This window comes from Mixta calida (genome assembly GCF_002953215.1).
Lineage (GTDB): Bacteria > Pseudomonadota > Gammaproteobacteria > Enterobacterales > Enterobacteriaceae > Mixta > Mixta calida.
Map to the genome: position 1 here is coordinate 1,874,777 of NZ_CP026378.1, position 14,425 is coordinate 1,889,201.

A 14,425-nucleotide genomic window follows, 5' to 3' on the forward strand; every position below is an offset into this window, starting at 1 on the left:
TATGTTCCATCACTCATCAAAAATGCAGTTTCCGGTACGTGTAGAAAAACCCGATCCAGAATTCGCAATGCTGCTTCAGCAGGCTATCGGTGGTGTCGAAGGCGAAATCCGCGTCGCCATGCAATATTTTTTCCAGGCGATGGGCGCACGCGGCGATGCGCGCATCCGTGACCTGTTAATGTCAACCGCAACGGAAGAATTGGGTCATATCGAAATGCTGGCCTATGCGGTGGCGCTGAACCTTGAGGGCGCGCCGCTTTCCTATCAGGAAGCTTCAGCAAAAGATCCGGTGGTCAACGCCATTATGGGCGGCATGAACCCGCGTCATATCCTGTCATCAGGACTGGCCGCGCTGCCGGTAAATGCGAACGGCATGCCGTTTGATATGAGCCACATCTATGCATCAGGGAACGTGGCGGCGGATATGCTGGCTAACGTGACGGCGGAAGCCACAGGCCGCGTGCTGGCTACGCGCCTGTACAATATGACCGAAGATAAGGGCATGAAGGATTTCCTCTCCTTCCTGATCGCGCGTGACACTATGCACCAGCAGCAGTGGCTGGCGGTGATTGAAGATATGGGCGGTCTGAACGCCTCTCTGCCGATCCCCAACAGCTTCCCGCAGGAGCATGAAGCGTCTGAGCATTCCTATTACTGCCTCAACACCTCACTGGATAAACCGTTGCCGAAAGGCCGCTGGAGCGAAGGCCCCTCGTACGATGGCAAAGGCCAGTTTACGGCGAAAGAGAAGCCTGAAATTCTGGGCGACGAGCCGCTGCTGGGGTCAGCCCGTCCGGGTTCCGGCGCGCAGAATGAGCAGATCTCCGGCGCCGTTCCGCCGACCGGCACCGTGCCGCCTTCTGGCGCAGTGAAATAGGGCCGTTTGTACTGACGACCCGGGATATTGAAAATGGATGCAAAGGCCGCCTGAGGGCGGCCTTTTTTTGCGATCAACAAAGTGATTTAGCGCGGCTTACCGCCGCAGCGCGGCCGCTTTCCGCGCATGCCTTCTGGTATTATTCAACGCAGGACATACCTTTGCGGCTGGAACGTTGCATCCTTATGCCCTGAATTCCTCTTTTCCGCCAACATTCTGATAAACAGTAACGCAGTGCCTGCGGAGCGCCGTTAATACTTCAGTCACGATGAATCTGATTAACCTTGATCTTAACAAACCAAAAACCTGATGCCGAAAGGCGCAAATTTTACTGATGGCTAAAGGAAACGCACAGCCAGAACGAAAGGGGATAAAGTAGCAAAGTGACGGAATAAGCGGCTTAATATCTCTTTCGAGAACAGAGTGCGCATTATCGATCACCTGAATGATGTCAATGGGCTGCTTTCCGCTGACTCAGAAAAAGCTGGTCCGGTAACAGGAACGACCATGGATAATTCTGGCAAACAGAATACTGCTGACAAGAGATATTACCGACTTGAGAACCGGGGAAAATTGCCAGTTCGACATTATCTCAAACCAGGGCGCGTTTTACGTTACCGGACTACAGAGGTATGCCGTCAGCGAAGATCTCTGCGCAATAATACCTCCAGCGCCTGACGATAGACCTGCAGCTTAATGGTGTCGCTTTCCGTTTCAAGCTTTTCCAGCAGGCCAGAGATGATCGCCTTTTCTTTCAGCGTCTCTTTGGAGCGGGCGATATTATCGGTCAGCGTACGCAGCAGTTCCTCCTGACTTAATTGCTGCGGCGCTGACTGCTTAAAATAGTCAGCAATCTGCACTTCAATAGCGGGTTCCTGATGCACGGCTTCTCTCCATTGAAACAATTTGCTAATAAACGGTGGTAGAATGTTAAAGCAGTAATGCCTGCATTTACTTTTATTACAGAAAAAAAACCTCTGAAAACAGAAATCCCTTTGTTTCCAGAGGCGGTGTAAAGCACCATTCGTTACTTTGTGACTAAACATCACCGCAGAAGTTATATAGGAAAAATAAGATTATTCCATTTTTTTATCGAGTTTTTTGTGTGGTATGACCAGTTTCCTGGAATATAACTGCCTAATAGTTTCTTTTTTTTTATTAATGGCCTTAAAACTAGCATGCTTAGTAATTCATTTGAAATAAATAATATGTTAAAGATTGGTGTGTTAAATTAATTAATGGTTAAGCTTTAAAAACAACCAGGTGGTCAGGTAAAAAGTATAAGGATATTTGAATAAATAATGATAATTGATCATTTTGTTTTTCAGTATTGTTGCCAAAAAAATGTAAATTTACGCCCGAAAATGTCACTTTATTTAAGCTTTACAAAGTTTCCTGGTGAAACGTCACGTTTGCTATGTGCTTCTTAATTTTAATAAAATAATAAGACTTTTCCTTTCAGCTAATGTGTTACTGAAATATCATTGCCATGATTGATAAGCATCGCTGCAAGCCATCAGAAATGTCTTATCATAAAAATTGTAATTTTTATTTATGGTTTAACCGAGGGTAGATATGAAGTATAACGTCATGGATTCGCTGATGTGTCCCTTAACCGGCACTGTTTTTGCCTGCGTTATTACGCATAAAAACCTTAAACTGATTATCTGGTATCAGGGCGAAACGGTGGTTCATGCCGGAGATGTATTAACGACCCATGGAGAAGAACTGCTGGTTAATGGCGCAGCAAGCGATATGGTGATTATTTCTGTGTTTCCTTTTAACCGTGCAAACTGGTCGTTATTATCCGTCCGAACGGATTGCCCGGCAAATGGCCCGTTTAAGCCCACGTCTTGCGATCGTTCAGGGGAGTGCCGCTTTAAATGTTGCCCTTATGGTCTGGAAGAACGGGCCTTAGCTCACGGCTGAAATAGATACCTCAGGCCTTACATCATTATTTTTAGCATTGCGCTTTTTCCGTTAATGATGAAAATGCCCATTCATTTCCAGTTGCCTCATTACTGAGGCAGCTAAAAATAAAGGCTGTGCTTTATTACCGTTAACATGATCACAGCACGTACCCAACTCCGCTGCGAGCGTATCAGGTTAAATCTCGGCGGCTACAATAATGCTGTCAGAAATTATCAAAGCATTAATGGGAAACGAAAGGGCACTTTTTGACGCGGCACTGCTGTTTGTAGGAGCAGGTGGTATGAGACTGGTTGTTATTGCCAGGGCAGCGTTTATTGTAAACGCGAAGTTTTTTCCAGTAGTCTGAACGGAATATTGAAACATCAAGGATATAGACCGGCTGTACATGACCATTAACAATCAGGCCGTTATCAGACGTTTCCAGGCTATCGCCAGGAGAGAGATAATGCTCCGTATCGTACCACAGAACAAATTTTAGATTGCATGGCGAGCTAATAAGGGAAAACGCTGTATCTGAATCCGGGCTCACAATAGAGTCAAGCACATACCAAACCATAAACTGCTCCATCATACTCATTACAAAAAAATCCTGCTTTTTGAAAAGCCGAGTTTGCACTCCGCTAAAAAGATTATAGTAAGAAATTACTGTTATTACCTGAGATTCATTAATTAATTGTGTATTTTTTAATAAGATGATTTAACTTATTGATTATTTTGCGAAATGAAATAAGTCTGATCATCCGGGGATGACGTTGGTACTGTTTTCCCCTGGCAAAAAAGTCCATAGCGTTAGCAAAACAGGGCTCGCAAGGGCTGCAAAAGCGTGGCGCTGGAGCAGTATAAATCCATCGAGGTAACGCGGCTTCAGGCAAAGTAATTTTGGCGAATGGCGAATGGCGAATGGTCGATAGCAGACAGCAAATGACCGGTAGCTAAGGGCAGACAGGAGCCTGAGGGAGGGCAGATGACGATGCCGCTGCTAATGCTGCGCCATAAACAGTCTGTGATGTGCTCAACAGTCGTAGAGCCAGGGTAGGTTGACAGCCTGCCTGCTGCGCACAAAGGGAACAGGTAAGCGTACAGACTTATCGCGACAATGACGTCGCAATGTCTCTGCATAAAGTGGCGATACCTGTACTTTAAGAGAGTTGATACATAAGGTATTTTAAAGGAATATGGCGACGTCACCTGAACAACGTCCCGCAGCCTGAAAAGTTGCCCGACGCTGAAGAGGGCGACAGCGCTAATTCTCCTCTGAAAAGAGGGAAAGGCCACGTATCTGCCATACCAGGGAAAACTTTCCAGAAATTCGCACAATGCTTTTCTGAGAAAATATAAAAAAAGTAATAAATATTAAGGCCACCTCAGGGTGGCCTTTTTCATGTGAAGAGAGAAAGCCTGCTTAAAAATTCCAATAGCGTGCGTCTTACCTTTGTCGCGGCAGGGCCGTAACGGTATCAGGCGCCGTCTCTGATGCGCTGTAGTCGCCTGCGGCGGCAGAAAAAATAAAAGTCAATAAACAGCAGACAGTCGCCTCTGCGGGTGATAAGCTTGTCTGAATAACACGTAATTATTAAGGATTATTTATTTTAACGATTAAATATCGATGCTCGCGCTGTAGCGGACATCAATGCCGAATCTCCCTGTTCGATGTTTCTTACCGCAATCCTCATGGCGCCGTCTGTATCTTCTGTAAAGCCCCAATGATTGTTAGCTATTTAACCCCTCTGGCTGCCTGATACTTTCCCAACGAGCCATATTTTTACCTAATCCCTCTTCCGGTCATCGCTTGCCGGCTTGAAGTCTGGGCGCTCAGCAACCATATTTACTTCTGAATAACTTTTTCTGGAGGCAATAATGGCCAGCGGCTGGGCTTCTGACGGAGCCGTCAATGAACAAATCGACAGTACGGTAAATGATGGCGTGGCGCGCGTGCGTCAGGCGATGGGACAGGGCGAAAGCGAGCATTACTGCCAGGAGTGTGGAGAAGCGATCCCGGAAGCGAGGCGACAGGCGCTGAAAGGCGTACGCTACTGCCTTGCCTGCCAGACAGAACTGGACAAACAGCACAAGCATCTCAGCCTCTATAATCGCCGGGGCAGTAAAGACAGCCAGCTCCGCTAGCCGATGGCGCGGTTGTTAAAAAGCCGCCGCTTCACTCGTTACGTCTCCTTTATACCGCTCTGCCTCCCTTCTGCTGGAGAAAACGCATGGACCCTGGCGGCTTCGCTATCGCTATCCTACCCGTAGTGCTTTCTCCCGGCGCCAGCTTTACCCTGGCCATGAACAGCGCGCTTACCTCAGGAGCGCGGGGCGTGCTAACAATAATGGCTGGGACGGCGTTGGGCATTTTTACCCATGCGCTGCTGGTGGGGTTGGGCATTACCGCGGCGTTGACTGCGTTTCCCTCATTGTTCGGCGCGTTGAAAATAGCGGGTACGATCTATCTGCTCTGGCTGGGCTGTCGGCTGATTCGCGGCGGTCTCACGGCTCAGCCGCTGCGGCTGACGGCGCAGACGCAGCCCATCACTTTAACCCAGGCCTGGCTGGCGAACGTGATCAATCCGAAGGCGCTGTTGCTCTACCTGACGGTCGTCAGCCGTTTTGCCGGCAACACCGCCGGGACGGGCGCTTATCTGCTGCTGGCGTCGATGCATATTGCTATCATGGTCGCCTGGCTGACGATCGCCAGCCAACTGCTGCTGCGTTCAGTAGAAAGGTATCCCATTGACCGATTGCGAAAATGGGTGGATATCGGCGGCGGCCTGCTGCTGATCCTGTTTGCGCTCAGCGCGCTAACATAAAATCCGCATCGGCAACGCTGGCCGCGCGCTATTTCTTCGGCGCCAGCGCATAATCCGGGTGAAGATTACCCAGCAGCAACAACAGCTCATATTCTCCCTGCGTCAGCCCGCCATTTTTACCCGTTCCCGCCTCCGCTTCTTTTTTCTGCCACACCCGCAAACTATAATTAAAACGCTCTGCCGCTTCCGCCTGCGTCAGGCCTGCCGCCTGGCGAGCCGCTTTAATCGTGGCGGCGGTTGCGGGAATCATGGACAGCACTTTCAGAGGCATAGCTATCTCCACAACAGTTTTATTGTCCGTTTTTTTAATCATTGACACGGAAGATTCGGGTGTCAAGGCAAGCTATTTTGATTAAATTTTATAATTATTTGATATGGCGCATTTTTGCGATTTTTATGGCACGCCAAACGGAAGCTTTCAGCCAGTGTTGCAAGAAAAGGGCATATAACGGGCGAGGCGGAAAAATAAATGCGGGTGTGAGAATCGCAATCCCTGTTCGCCAGCGCTGATTTTTTTGCCAAACGTATTAATAATGCTATTGCGTACGGGACAAGATAGCGCTCCTGCTCACTCAATAATCAATAAGCCTTCGCAGAGTAAAATGGCTGAAATATAAACGCCGACCTCACGCTGCACGGAAAAAAAGATACCGCTGCGCTTGATTAAAACCGCCCATTACGTTTACTGTATTTATATACAGTATGTTTGGGCGAGTGGTTATGGAATTCATCAGACCTGTCGAGCTGGGCGCGCTGTTGCGTCTGCCGCTTTTTATCGAACACGTGCCGTGCGGCTTTCCTTCACCGGCGCAGGATTATATTGAGCAGCGTCTCGATCTTAACGACCTGCTGGTGCAACGACCCAGCGCAACCTACTTTGTCCGGGCCAGCGGTGATTCAATGACAGAAGGCGGCATCAGCGATGGCGATATGCTGGTGGTGGACAGCTCGCTCACTGCCGGGCATGGCGATATTGTCGTTGCGGCGGTGGACGGCGCCTTTACGGTAAAAAAGCTGGAGCTGCGGCCCAGGGTGCGGCTGATGCCGATGAACCCGGCCTGGCGGCCCATTATTCCCAGCGGGGAAGAGGGGCTGGAGATATTTGGCGTCGTGACCTTTGTGATTAAAGCGGTGAAATAGCGAGGCGGCGTCTGTCGCCAGGGCAAAAAAAGCCTCCGAAAACGGAGGCTTTTTTCTGTTGCGTTACAGCGTGCTTCGTCGCAGCGCGGCGCGCTATACAGCGAGGCTTACAGCGCCATATCGTGCTGAGGCGCTTTAGACTCTTCCTGCTTCGGCTGTGCGGCAGGCGCGGCAGGCGCATTGACGTTGTTCATCTGAATCACCGGCGGTTTGGTCAGTTTCAGCGTTGCCGCCGTTTCATCCCATACCTGCTGCGTCAGGGCAACGTTGCCGTTCAGCGTCTGGCCGTAGCTCGGTACGACGTCGTGCAGCTTGCTCTGCCATTCCGGTGAGTTGAACTGCTCCGGGAACAGTTTCTTGATCACGTTAATGGAGATCGGCGCGGCGGTAGAAGCGCCCGGCGATGCGCCCAGCAGGGCAGCCAGCGTTTTCTGCTGATCGGTAACAATTTCGGTACCCAGCTTCAGCACGCCGCCTTTCTCTGCGTCTTTTTTGATGATCTGTACACGCTGACCGGCCTGGATCAGTTTCCAGTCCTCTTTACGTGCGGACGGGTAGTACTCTTTCAGCGCTTCAAAACGATCTTCGTCGCTCAGCATCACCTGACCGATCAGATATTTCACCAGATCAAAGTTATCCAGACCAACGTCGGTCATCGGAATCACGTTTTTGGTGGTAGTGGTGCTTAACAGATCGAGGAACGAACCGTTTTTCAGGAACTTGGTAGAGAAGGTCGCAAATGGCCCGAACAGCACCACGCGCTTGCCGTCAAGGTAACGGGCGTCCAGGTGCGGTACGGACATCGGCGGCGCGCCGACGGAAGCCTGGCCATAGACTTTCTCAGCATGCTGGCTGGTGATGGCCGGGTTTTCGGTCACCAGGAAGGAGCCGCCAACCGGGAAGCCTGCATAGTTGTCCGCTTCCGGGATGCCGGTTTTCTGCAGCAGCTTCAGCGCGCCGCCGCCTGCGCCGATAAAGACGTATTTGGCGTCGATGGCATGTTTTTCACCGGTTTTCACATCGGTAACGGTTACGTGCCAGCTGTTGTCGTCGTTACGTTTGAAATCGGTCGCTTCGGTTGAGGTTTCCAGCGTGAAGTTTTTATTCTTCTTCAGGCTGCCGATCAGCTGACGGGTGATTTCACCGTAGTTGACGTCGGTGCCGACCGGCGTCCAGGTCGCCGCTACTTTCTGCTGCGGATCGCGGCCTTCGATAATCAGCGGCGCCCACTTTTTGATCTGCTGTTGATCGGTAGAGAATTGCATGCCCTGGAACAGGGTAGTCTGCTGCAGCGCTTTGTAACGTTTGGTCAGGTAATCGACGTTCTTATCACCCCAGACGAAGCTCATATGCGGCGTAGAGTTGATAAAGGAGTGCGGATCGTTCAGCACGCCGCGCTTCACCTGCGTAGACCAGAACTGACGGGAGATCATAAAGGCTTCGTTGATTTCCAGCGCCTTGCTGAAATCGATCGAGCCATCCTTACGTTCCGGCGTATAGTTCAGCTCCATGTTGGCGGAGTGGCCGGTACCGGCGTTGTTCCAGCCGTTAGAAGACTCAAGCGCAACGCCATCCAGCTTCTCAACCATCAACTGTTTCCAGTCAGGCTGCAAATCATGCAACAGCGTACCCAGAGAGGCGCTCATGATACCGCCGCCAATCAGCAGGACATCTGTCTTTTCCGTGGTGTTTTCAGCGTATGCGTTGGAACAGGCCAGCATTACTGCGAGAGATATTGCCGAATAAAGCTTAGTAGAATGTGACATTTGAGTTAAAAGCAATGATTTATAATAAAAAAGGAGCGACATTTTAACGTCTGATTCAACAAATGAAAGGTTTATTTAACAAATGTTGTTATTTTTTTCCGCGAATAAATGGTATAGGGCGGGCGTGATAATTGCTGCCGTGCGGAATAGCCCTCTTTTCTTTTTTAACCAAGGCCGCAGAAAGCGCTACATTTGCCTGGTCATAAGCATCATTATAAATATGTTTAAATTCAGTTAATTAAATTAGAAATAATTTGTATTACATAATCAAAGGTAAAATTTTCTCGCTTCTGTCAGGATACGCGCCACACAGCTGTGCTACGGTACTCTTTCAACATGAAGTGGTTTTCAAAAAACGCGGTTTTGTTCTCGCTCAAAACCTCTCTGGCCGCGTTTCTGGCGTTATCTGTCGCTCTCCTGCTTAATTTCGAAAAGCCCGCCTGGGCGCTGACCACGGTATTTGTTACTTCGCAGCTCTACGCGGCGTCGACGATCTCAAAGTCGGTGTTTCGGCTGGCGGGCACGCTGCTTGGCGGTCTGTTTATTCTGCTGATCTATCCGGAAACCGTGCAGTCGCCGATGCTGTTCAGCCTGTGCGTTTCGCTATGGGTCACCGCCTGCCTCTGTCTCTCGCTGCATGATCGCACGCCAAAAAGCTACGTTTTCATGCTGGCGGGCTACAGCGCCGCCATTATGGGCTTTCCTGATGTCACTACGCCATCGGCAATTACCTGGACGGTGATTTCGCGCATCGAGGAGATTACGCTGGGCATCGTTTGCAGCACGCTGATCCACCGACTGGTGTTCCCGGTTCCCATGCAACATCTGCTGGAACAGAGCGTCGATAACTGGTACCGCAACGCGCGTAAACTCTGTAACGAGCTGGTGGTGCGCCTGCCGAAGGATAAGTCGCTGGAGCGGGAGGATATTCTGATTCAGATGGCGAACTATCCGCTCAACGTCGAAACGCTGATAACCCACTGCGTTTATGAAGGGGAGGCGGCGCGCAAGGTGATCCGGCTGGTCAGCGTACAGTATCAGCATCTTAGCTATCTGCTGCCGACGCTGACCGCGATTGAAACGCGCCTGAGACTGCTGGCGGAACTGCAAATCCGCTTTCCGGCCTGCGTCACGCTGGTGCTACAACAGTTTCAGCTGTGGCTTAATTACGATGCGGTCAGCCATGTCGATACAGTGCGAAGCGCGCTGGCGCAGGGGAAATCTGAACTGGAGCAGGCCTGGCGTCGGCAGGAGCTGAGCGCGGAAGAGAGCATGCTGCTGCTGGGTCTGCTGGATCGCCTGGCCAACGTTGTACGCATCGTCGACGCTTATCAATCCGTTAGCGCGCGCGCCAGCGATCTTTACAGCGACAGCGATGCGCCGCTGATAAACAACCCGCGCGAACACCGGCATATCGATAAAGGCCTGCTGCTGCTGTCGTCGCTGACCGCTTTTCTCGCCACCTTTCTCTCCAGCCTTTTTTGGATCGGCAGCGGCTGGGCGGACGGCGCCAGCGCGCCGCTGATGGCGGCGATCATCAGCTCCTTTTTCGCCAGCATCGACTCACCGGTCACGCCGATGAAGCTCTTTGTAAAAGGCGTGCTGGTGGCGCTGGCGATCAGCCTGTTTTATGTTGGCGTGCTGATCCCGCAGGCAAACACGCTGCAGGCGCTGATGATGTGCCTGCTGCCCGGCCTGTTTGCGCTCAGCCTGGCGATCGCGCGACCGGCGACCAATCTGATCGGCCTGAGCGTGGCGATCCAGATACCCGGTTTTATCGGGCTTAGCCATCACTATGTTCCCAACCTGATCGCCACCCTGAACGCGGCGATCTCATCGCTGGTGGGCATCCTGTTTGCGGTGACGCTGACCGCGATCATCCGCAATAAGCGACCGTCATGGATTGCAAAGCGCGCGGTGCGCAAAGGCATCCGCGATCTGCTGGGTTTTATTAAGGAGATTGAGCGCAACGCTTCTTCGCTGCTGTCGCGCCAGCAGTTTGTCGCCCGCATGCTCGATCGGGTAAATATTATTCTGCCGCGCAAACGTCTCGATCCCGATCCTGAGCTGCTTGCTGGCGGCGATCTCATCACTGAAGCCTGGCTGGGCGCCAACTGTTATGATTTCTATGCCCGCCATCGCGAGGTGCTGGAAAAGCATCGGCTGGAAAGCGGCCAGATGTTTCATGAGCTGGGACTGTATCTGAAGCGGCGACTGCGTTCATTACAGGTCATCCCGCATCAGACGCTGTTGGATGAGCTGAACGAGCTGCTGCTTAAGCTGGAGGCGCTCGCCGCGCAGGACAGCGCCGCGCTCGCGCCGCTGGTCTCGCTGTTTAACCTGCGCGTATCCCTTTTTCCGCAGCAGCGCTGGCCGGAAAAACGCTGATGTTTCGTGCTGGAAAGGCGCGCCGCGACTGTCTGACACGGCGTCAGGCAGCCGCGCGCCGATTTATACTTATTCATACACAGGCTATCCCCATTTTCTGTGGATAACCTGCGCCAGACTGCGTCGCCGCTGGACGTCGCGCCCGACCCCCCGCGCGCCGCTGGCTTCAGCGTCGGCAGGCCAGCGATCTCACCAGGCGGTCGCCCGTCTTTTGCACCAGCAGCACCAGCAGCAGCAGCACGATAATCGTCGCCGCCATGATCTGATTATCGAAGCGCTGATAGCCGTAGCGGATTGCCAGATCGCCCAGCCCGCCGCCGCCTACCACGCCCGCCATCGCCGAAAAGCCAATCAGCATCACAATGGTCAGCGTGATGCCTGCCACCATCGCGGGCAGCGCCTCCGGCAGCAGCACCCGACTGACGATATGCCAGAGCGTGCCGCCCATCGATTCCACCGCCTCGATACGGCCGCGATCCACCTCATCCAGCGCGTTCTCTACGATGCGCGCAAAAAAAGGAAACGCTCCGATGGTAATCGGCACAATCGCCGCCGTACTGCCGAGCGTGGTGCCCACCAGCAGACGGGTAAAGGGATGAGGGCAATCAGCAGCACCACAAACGGCAGGGCGCGGCCGGTATTCACCAGCGCGTTCAGCAGCAGGGCGACGGCGCGGTTGGGCAGCAGGCCGTTTTTGCGCGTCAGGAACAGCAAAACGCCGACCGGCAGGCCTAGCGCGACGGTCAGCAGCGCGGCGAGCGATACCATATAGAGCGTCTCTGCGGTGGCGCTCAGCAGTAACGCCTGAAAACGATCCCAGTTTACGCTACGCAACGTGACGGCTCCTCCGCCCGATAGCGGGCGATAAAGGCGCGGTCGGCGTCGCCATCCTGCAACAGCATCTGGCGCAGCCGTCCCTCTTTACGGCTCATGATCTGCGCCAGGCTGCCGCTCTCCACCAGGCGGCCATGTTCCAGCAGGGCAGCGGCGTCGCAAATGCGCTTCACGACCGCCATCTCATGCGTGATCAGCACGATAGTGATCCCAAGCTGGCGCTGAATTGACGCCAACAGATCGAGGATTGAGACGGTGGTGTCGGGATCGAGCGCGCTGGTGGCCTCGTCGCACAGCAGATAGCGCGGCTGCGCCGCCAGCGCGCGCGCAATGCCGACGCGCTGCTTTTGTCCGCCCGACAGCTGCGATGGCCAGGCGTGAGCGAACGCGCTCAGGCCTACCAGATGCAGCAGGACGTCGACTCGCTCACGACGTTCGCGCGTGGGCACGCCGGCGATCTCCAGCGGCAGGTCGATATTGTCGTGGACATTGCGCGCGTGGATTAAATTGAAATGCTGAAAAATCATGCCCATCTGTTGGCGCTGGCGACGCAGCTGCGCCAGGCTCAGCTGCCCGATATCGCTGCCGTCAACCAGAATGCGCCCGGACGAGGGGCGCTCCAGCCGGTTAAGGCAGCGCAGCAGGGTGCTTTTGCCCGCGCCGCTGCGTCCGAGAATGCCGAAAATGGCGCCTGTCTCAATTGTCAGCGTCACTTCCGTTAACGCCGCCGCTGTCGTGCCGGGATAGTGTTTGCTCAGGTTCTCAATCTTAATCATGTTTTTCATCCGTCACCGGGATCACCGAGCCGTTATAGTGCTGACGAATAAAGGCCGCCACCTGCGGAGAGGTGAGATCTTTCGCCAGCGCCAGCACGCGCGGATCTTTCGCCAGCTGTGGCGTGGTGACCAGCAGGTTGGCGTATGGGTTGTGCCCGGCCGACTCCAGGCCCAGCGCATCTTTCGCCGGGGTCAGGCCTGCCTCCAGCGCATAGTTGCCGTTGATTACCGCGGCGTCCACATCGTCCAGCGAGCGCGGCAGCTGCGGCGCCTCAATCTCAATAATTTTGATCTGCTTCGGGTTCTCGCTGATATCTTTCGGCGTCACCAGCGTCGAACCGGCTTCACCCTGCGCATTGAGACGGATCAGCCCTTTATCCTGCAATAGCCAGAGCGCCCGGCTCAGGTTGGTGGGGTTGTTCGGCACCGCGATGCTGGCCCCCTGCGGCAGCGCCGTCAGGCTTTTTACCCTGTGTGAATAGATGCCGAGCGGCTCAACGTGTACGCTGGCGACAACGTCGAAGGTTTTGCCCAGCGCCTTCTCCTGATCTTTCAGGTAGGGCAGATGCTGGAAGTAGTTGGCGTCGACATCCCCGGCGGCCAGCAGCTCATTGGCGTTCACGCCGCCGCTCAGTTCGATCACGTCGAGATCGAGTTTCGGATCGAGCTGCTTCACATACTCCAGAATCTCGGCGTGCGGTACCGGATCTGCGGCGATGCGCAGCGGCGCGGCGTGCAGGCTTTGGGCGATCAGCAAAGAGAGTCCGGTAAGCGTTAGCGCAGTCTTGTTCATGATGATTCCCTGTCAGTGATTAAGAAGAGGTGTGCTCAGGATAGAAACGCTGCGCCACGTCTGGGTGCGAGCGCAGTCGTCCTTTGAGATAGTTCCAGCCCACTTCTCGCAGCAGCGGGTTGAGCGGATCGCTGGCTGGCCCCTGCGCCAGCCGCGCCAGCGACGGCGGAAGCTGATAAACCGGCACCACCGCATCCAGCTGCGCGCCGAGAAAAAAGGCGATGGAAAGGCGTTCTCGTTCGGCCTGCGGCGATACTACGCGATGTACGGTGGCGCGCAGATAGCCGTTGGTCGCCAGCTCCAGCAGCTCGCCGATATTCACGACAAAAGAGCCCGGCAGCGGCGAGGCCGCCACCCAGCTATTGGGCGTCAGTTCGACTTCCAGACCGGCCTGGTCATCCTGCAACAGCAGCGTCAGAAAGCCGGAATCTTTATGCGCGCCGACGCCCTGACGCGATTCGTTGGCGGCGCGTCCCGGATAGCGGATCAGCTTGATATGTTCATTAGGGCGGGCGCCGTAGAGCGTGTCGAAGGCGTTGCGCGGCAGCCGCAGCGCTTCGGCGAAGGCGCGCAGCAGTTCCAGCGCCACGCGCGTCATCTCCCGCTGCCAGCGGGTCACTACCTCGCGCAGCGCTGGCAACGCCTGCGGCCACTGGTTCGGCCCCTGCATCCGCTGCCAGGCGGGAGAATCCGGCGTTACCGGCAGCGCTTCGCGTTCGGCGCCGATATCGAACTGTTCGCGGAAGTCAGGCTGGCTGCGGGTGATCTCCACGCCTGACAGGTTGTAGCCGCGAAAGTGGGGCGAGTTAGCCATCTTTACCTTTAGCTTCTCTTCCTGCGGCAGGGCGAAAAAGTCGCGGGCGACGCGCTGTACCTCATCGAGCAGAGCCTGCTCAATATCGTGGTTGACCAGGTAGAAAAAGCCGACGTCGCGCGCAATCTGGCCCAGACGATCAATGGCCTGCGCGCGCTGCGGCGCCTGGCGGGTAAGCTGCGCGAAATCGATAATCGGAAGCGCTAAAGAAGGTGAATGGCTCATGGTATTAACCCCGGTCGTATTGGTTAAAATTACAGTGCCATTCCCCCCGACGCTTCACTACCAAGTTATTCTGCTA

At 54.0% G+C, this 14,425-nt stretch carries 14 protein-coding genes and 1 pseudogene; 7 read left to right on the forward strand and 8 right to left on the reverse strand.

Features of this window, described 5'->3' with window-relative positions:
• The first annotated feature begins 1 nt into the window (after position 1).
• Positions 2 to 877, forward strand: coding sequence for a manganese catalase family protein (locus C2E16_RS08860; protein WP_084969978.1), 876 nt, complete (start codon positions 2 to 4; stop codon positions 875 to 877).
• A 638-nt stretch (positions 878 to 1,515) separates the two neighbouring features.
• On the opposite strand, the gene C2E16_RS20790 is transcribed toward C2E16_RS08860, so the two are convergent.
• A complete protein-coding gene (locus C2E16_RS20790) occupies positions 1,516 to 1,761 on the reverse strand; it encodes a biofilm development regulator YmgB/AriR family protein (RefSeq protein ID WP_159378810.1) in 246 nt (81 codons plus the stop codon).
• Positions 1,762 to 2,452: 691 nt separating this feature from the next.
• Here C2E16_RS20790 and C2E16_RS20545 point away from each other — a divergent pair.
• Positions 2,453 to 2,806 carry a hypothetical protein gene (locus C2E16_RS20545; RefSeq protein ID WP_133052040.1) on the forward strand — a complete coding sequence of 118 codons (354 nt, stop codon included), beginning with the start codon at positions 2,453 to 2,455 and terminating at the stop codon, positions 2,804 to 2,806.
• 223 nt (positions 2,807 to 3,029) lie between these two features.
• On the opposite strand, the gene C2E16_RS08870 is transcribed toward C2E16_RS20545, so the two are convergent.
• Entirely contained in the window at positions 3,030 to 3,386 is a 357-nt protein-coding gene (locus C2E16_RS08870) for a hypothetical protein (RefSeq protein ID WP_084969980.1), read from the reverse strand.
• 1,018 nt (positions 3,387 to 4,404) lie between these two features.
• On the opposite strand from C2E16_RS08870, the gene ymcF reads away from it, so the two are divergent.
• The 3 genes from ymcF to C2E16_RS08880 all read left to right on the forward strand — a co-directional run bounded on the left by ymcF (position 4,405) and on the right by C2E16_RS08880 (position 5,613).
• Positions 4,405 to 4,548 (forward strand): cold shock small protein YmcF, encoded by a 144-nt coding sequence (ymcF, locus tag C2E16_RS21480; RefSeq protein ID WP_425325812.1) that lies wholly within the window; start codon positions 4,405 to 4,407, stop codon positions 4,546 to 4,548.
• A 118-nt stretch (positions 4,549 to 4,666) separates the two neighbouring features.
• Positions 4,667 to 4,933, forward strand: a complete 267-nt coding sequence (locus C2E16_RS08875) for a DksA/TraR family C4-type zinc finger protein (protein ID WP_038626615.1) — start codon at positions 4,667 to 4,669, stop codon at positions 4,931 to 4,933.
• An 86-nt stretch (positions 4,934 to 5,019) separates the two neighbouring features.
• The gene (locus tag C2E16_RS08880; protein WP_038626614.1) at positions 5,020 to 5,613 is read left to right on the forward strand and encodes a LysE family translocator; all 594 of its coding nucleotides are present in this window, start codon (positions 5,020 to 5,022) and stop codon (positions 5,611 to 5,613) included.
• 28 nt (positions 5,614 to 5,641) lie between these two features.
• Here C2E16_RS08880 and C2E16_RS08885 read toward each other — a convergent pair whose 3' ends face one another.
• On the reverse strand, positions 5,642 to 5,884 hold the full coding sequence (locus tag C2E16_RS08885) for a helix-turn-helix domain-containing protein (RefSeq protein ID WP_052133909.1): 243 nt from the start codon (positions 5,882 to 5,884) through the stop codon (positions 5,642 to 5,644).
• Between the two features lie 449 nt (positions 5,885 to 6,333).
• On the opposite strand from C2E16_RS08885, the gene umuD reads away from it, so the two are divergent.
• Positions 6,334 to 6,753: a translesion error-prone DNA polymerase V autoproteolytic subunit gene (gene umuD / locus C2E16_RS08890; protein WP_038626612.1), complete on the forward strand. Its 420-nt coding sequence runs from the start codon at positions 6,334 to 6,336 to the stop codon at positions 6,751 to 6,753.
• A 107-nt stretch (positions 6,754 to 6,860) separates the two neighbouring features.
• Here umuD and mqo read toward each other — a convergent pair whose 3' ends face one another.
• Positions 6,861 to 8,519, reverse strand: coding sequence for a malate dehydrogenase (quinone) (mqo, locus tag C2E16_RS08895; protein WP_038630035.1), 1,659 nt, complete (start codon positions 8,517 to 8,519; stop codon positions 6,861 to 6,863).
• Positions 8,520 to 8,855: 336 nt separating this feature from the next.
• On the opposite strand from mqo, the gene C2E16_RS08900 reads away from it, so the two are divergent.
• Positions 8,856 to 10,907, forward strand: a complete 2,052-nt coding sequence (locus C2E16_RS08900) for an FUSC family protein (RefSeq protein ID WP_084969981.1) — start codon at positions 8,856 to 8,858, stop codon at positions 10,905 to 10,907.
• 166 nt (positions 10,908 to 11,073) lie between these two features.
• Here C2E16_RS08900 and C2E16_RS08905 read toward each other — a convergent pair.
• The 4 genes and pseudogenes from C2E16_RS08905 to C2E16_RS08920 form a co-directional block, all read right to left on the reverse strand.
• A pseudogene (locus tag C2E16_RS08905) lies at positions 11,074 to 11,675 on the reverse strand (methionine ABC transporter permease).
• A 53-nt stretch (positions 11,676 to 11,728) separates the two neighbouring features.
• A complete protein-coding gene (locus C2E16_RS08910; protein WP_052133908.1) occupies positions 11,729 to 12,517 on the reverse strand; it encodes a methionine ABC transporter ATP-binding protein in 789 nt (262 codons plus the stop codon).
• On the reverse strand, positions 12,510 to 13,310 hold the full coding sequence (locus C2E16_RS08915) for a MetQ/NlpA family ABC transporter substrate-binding protein (protein WP_038626609.1): 801 nt from the start codon (positions 13,308 to 13,310) through the stop codon (positions 12,510 to 12,512). The genes C2E16_RS08910 and C2E16_RS08915 overlap by 8 nt, the downstream gene beginning before the upstream one ends.
• A 19-nt stretch (positions 13,311 to 13,329) precedes the next feature.
• A complete protein-coding gene (locus tag C2E16_RS08920; RefSeq protein WP_038626608.1) occupies positions 13,330 to 14,349 on the reverse strand; it encodes an isopenicillin N synthase family dioxygenase in 1,020 nt (339 codons plus the stop codon).
• Positions 14,350 to 14,425: the final 76 nt, after the last annotated feature.

What these genes read in the sequence shown, in the direction of transcription:
- C2E16_RS08860 (WP_084969978.1), top strand. Translation starts at nt 2, where the DNA reads ATGTTCCATCACTCATCAAAAATGCAGTTTCCGGTACGTGTAGAAAAA.
- C2E16_RS20545 (WP_133052040.1), top strand. Translation starts at nt 2,453, where the DNA reads ATGAAGTATAACGTCATGGATTCGCTGATGTGTCCCTTAACCGGCACT.
- C2E16_RS08870 (WP_084969980.1), bottom strand. Translation starts at nt 3,386, where the DNA reads ATGAGTATGATGGAGCAGTTTATGGTTTGGTATGTGCTTGACTCTATT.
- C2E16_RS08875 (WP_038626615.1), top strand. Translation starts at nt 4,667, where the DNA reads ATGGCCAGCGGCTGGGCTTCTGACGGAGCCGTCAATGAACAAATCGAC.
- C2E16_RS08880 (WP_038626614.1), top strand. Translation starts at nt 5,020, where the DNA reads ATGGACCCTGGCGGCTTCGCTATCGCTATCCTACCCGTAGTGCTTTCT.
- C2E16_RS08885 (WP_052133909.1), bottom strand. Translation starts at nt 5,884, where the DNA reads ATGCCTCTGAAAGTGCTGTCCATGATTCCCGCAACCGCCGCCACGATT.
- umuD (WP_038626612.1), top strand. Translation starts at nt 6,334, where the DNA reads ATGGAATTCATCAGACCTGTCGAGCTGGGCGCGCTGTTGCGTCTGCCG.
- mqo (WP_038630035.1), bottom strand. Translation starts at nt 8,519, where the DNA reads ATGTCACATTCTACTAAGCTTTATTCGGCAATATCTCTCGCAGTAATG.
- C2E16_RS08900 (WP_084969981.1), top strand. Translation starts at nt 8,856, where the DNA reads ATGAAGTGGTTTTCAAAAAACGCGGTTTTGTTCTCGCTCAAAACCTCT.
- C2E16_RS08910 (WP_052133908.1), bottom strand. Translation starts at nt 12,517, where the DNA reads ATGATTAAGATTGAGAACCTGAGCAAACACTATCCCGGCACGACAGCG.
- C2E16_RS08915 (WP_038626609.1), bottom strand. Translation starts at nt 13,310, where the DNA reads ATGAACAAGACTGCGCTAACGCTTACCGGACTCTCTTTGCTGATCGCC.
- C2E16_RS08920 (WP_038626608.1), bottom strand. Translation starts at nt 14,349, where the DNA reads ATGAGCCATTCACCTTCTTTAGCGCTTCCGATTATCGATTTCGCGCAG.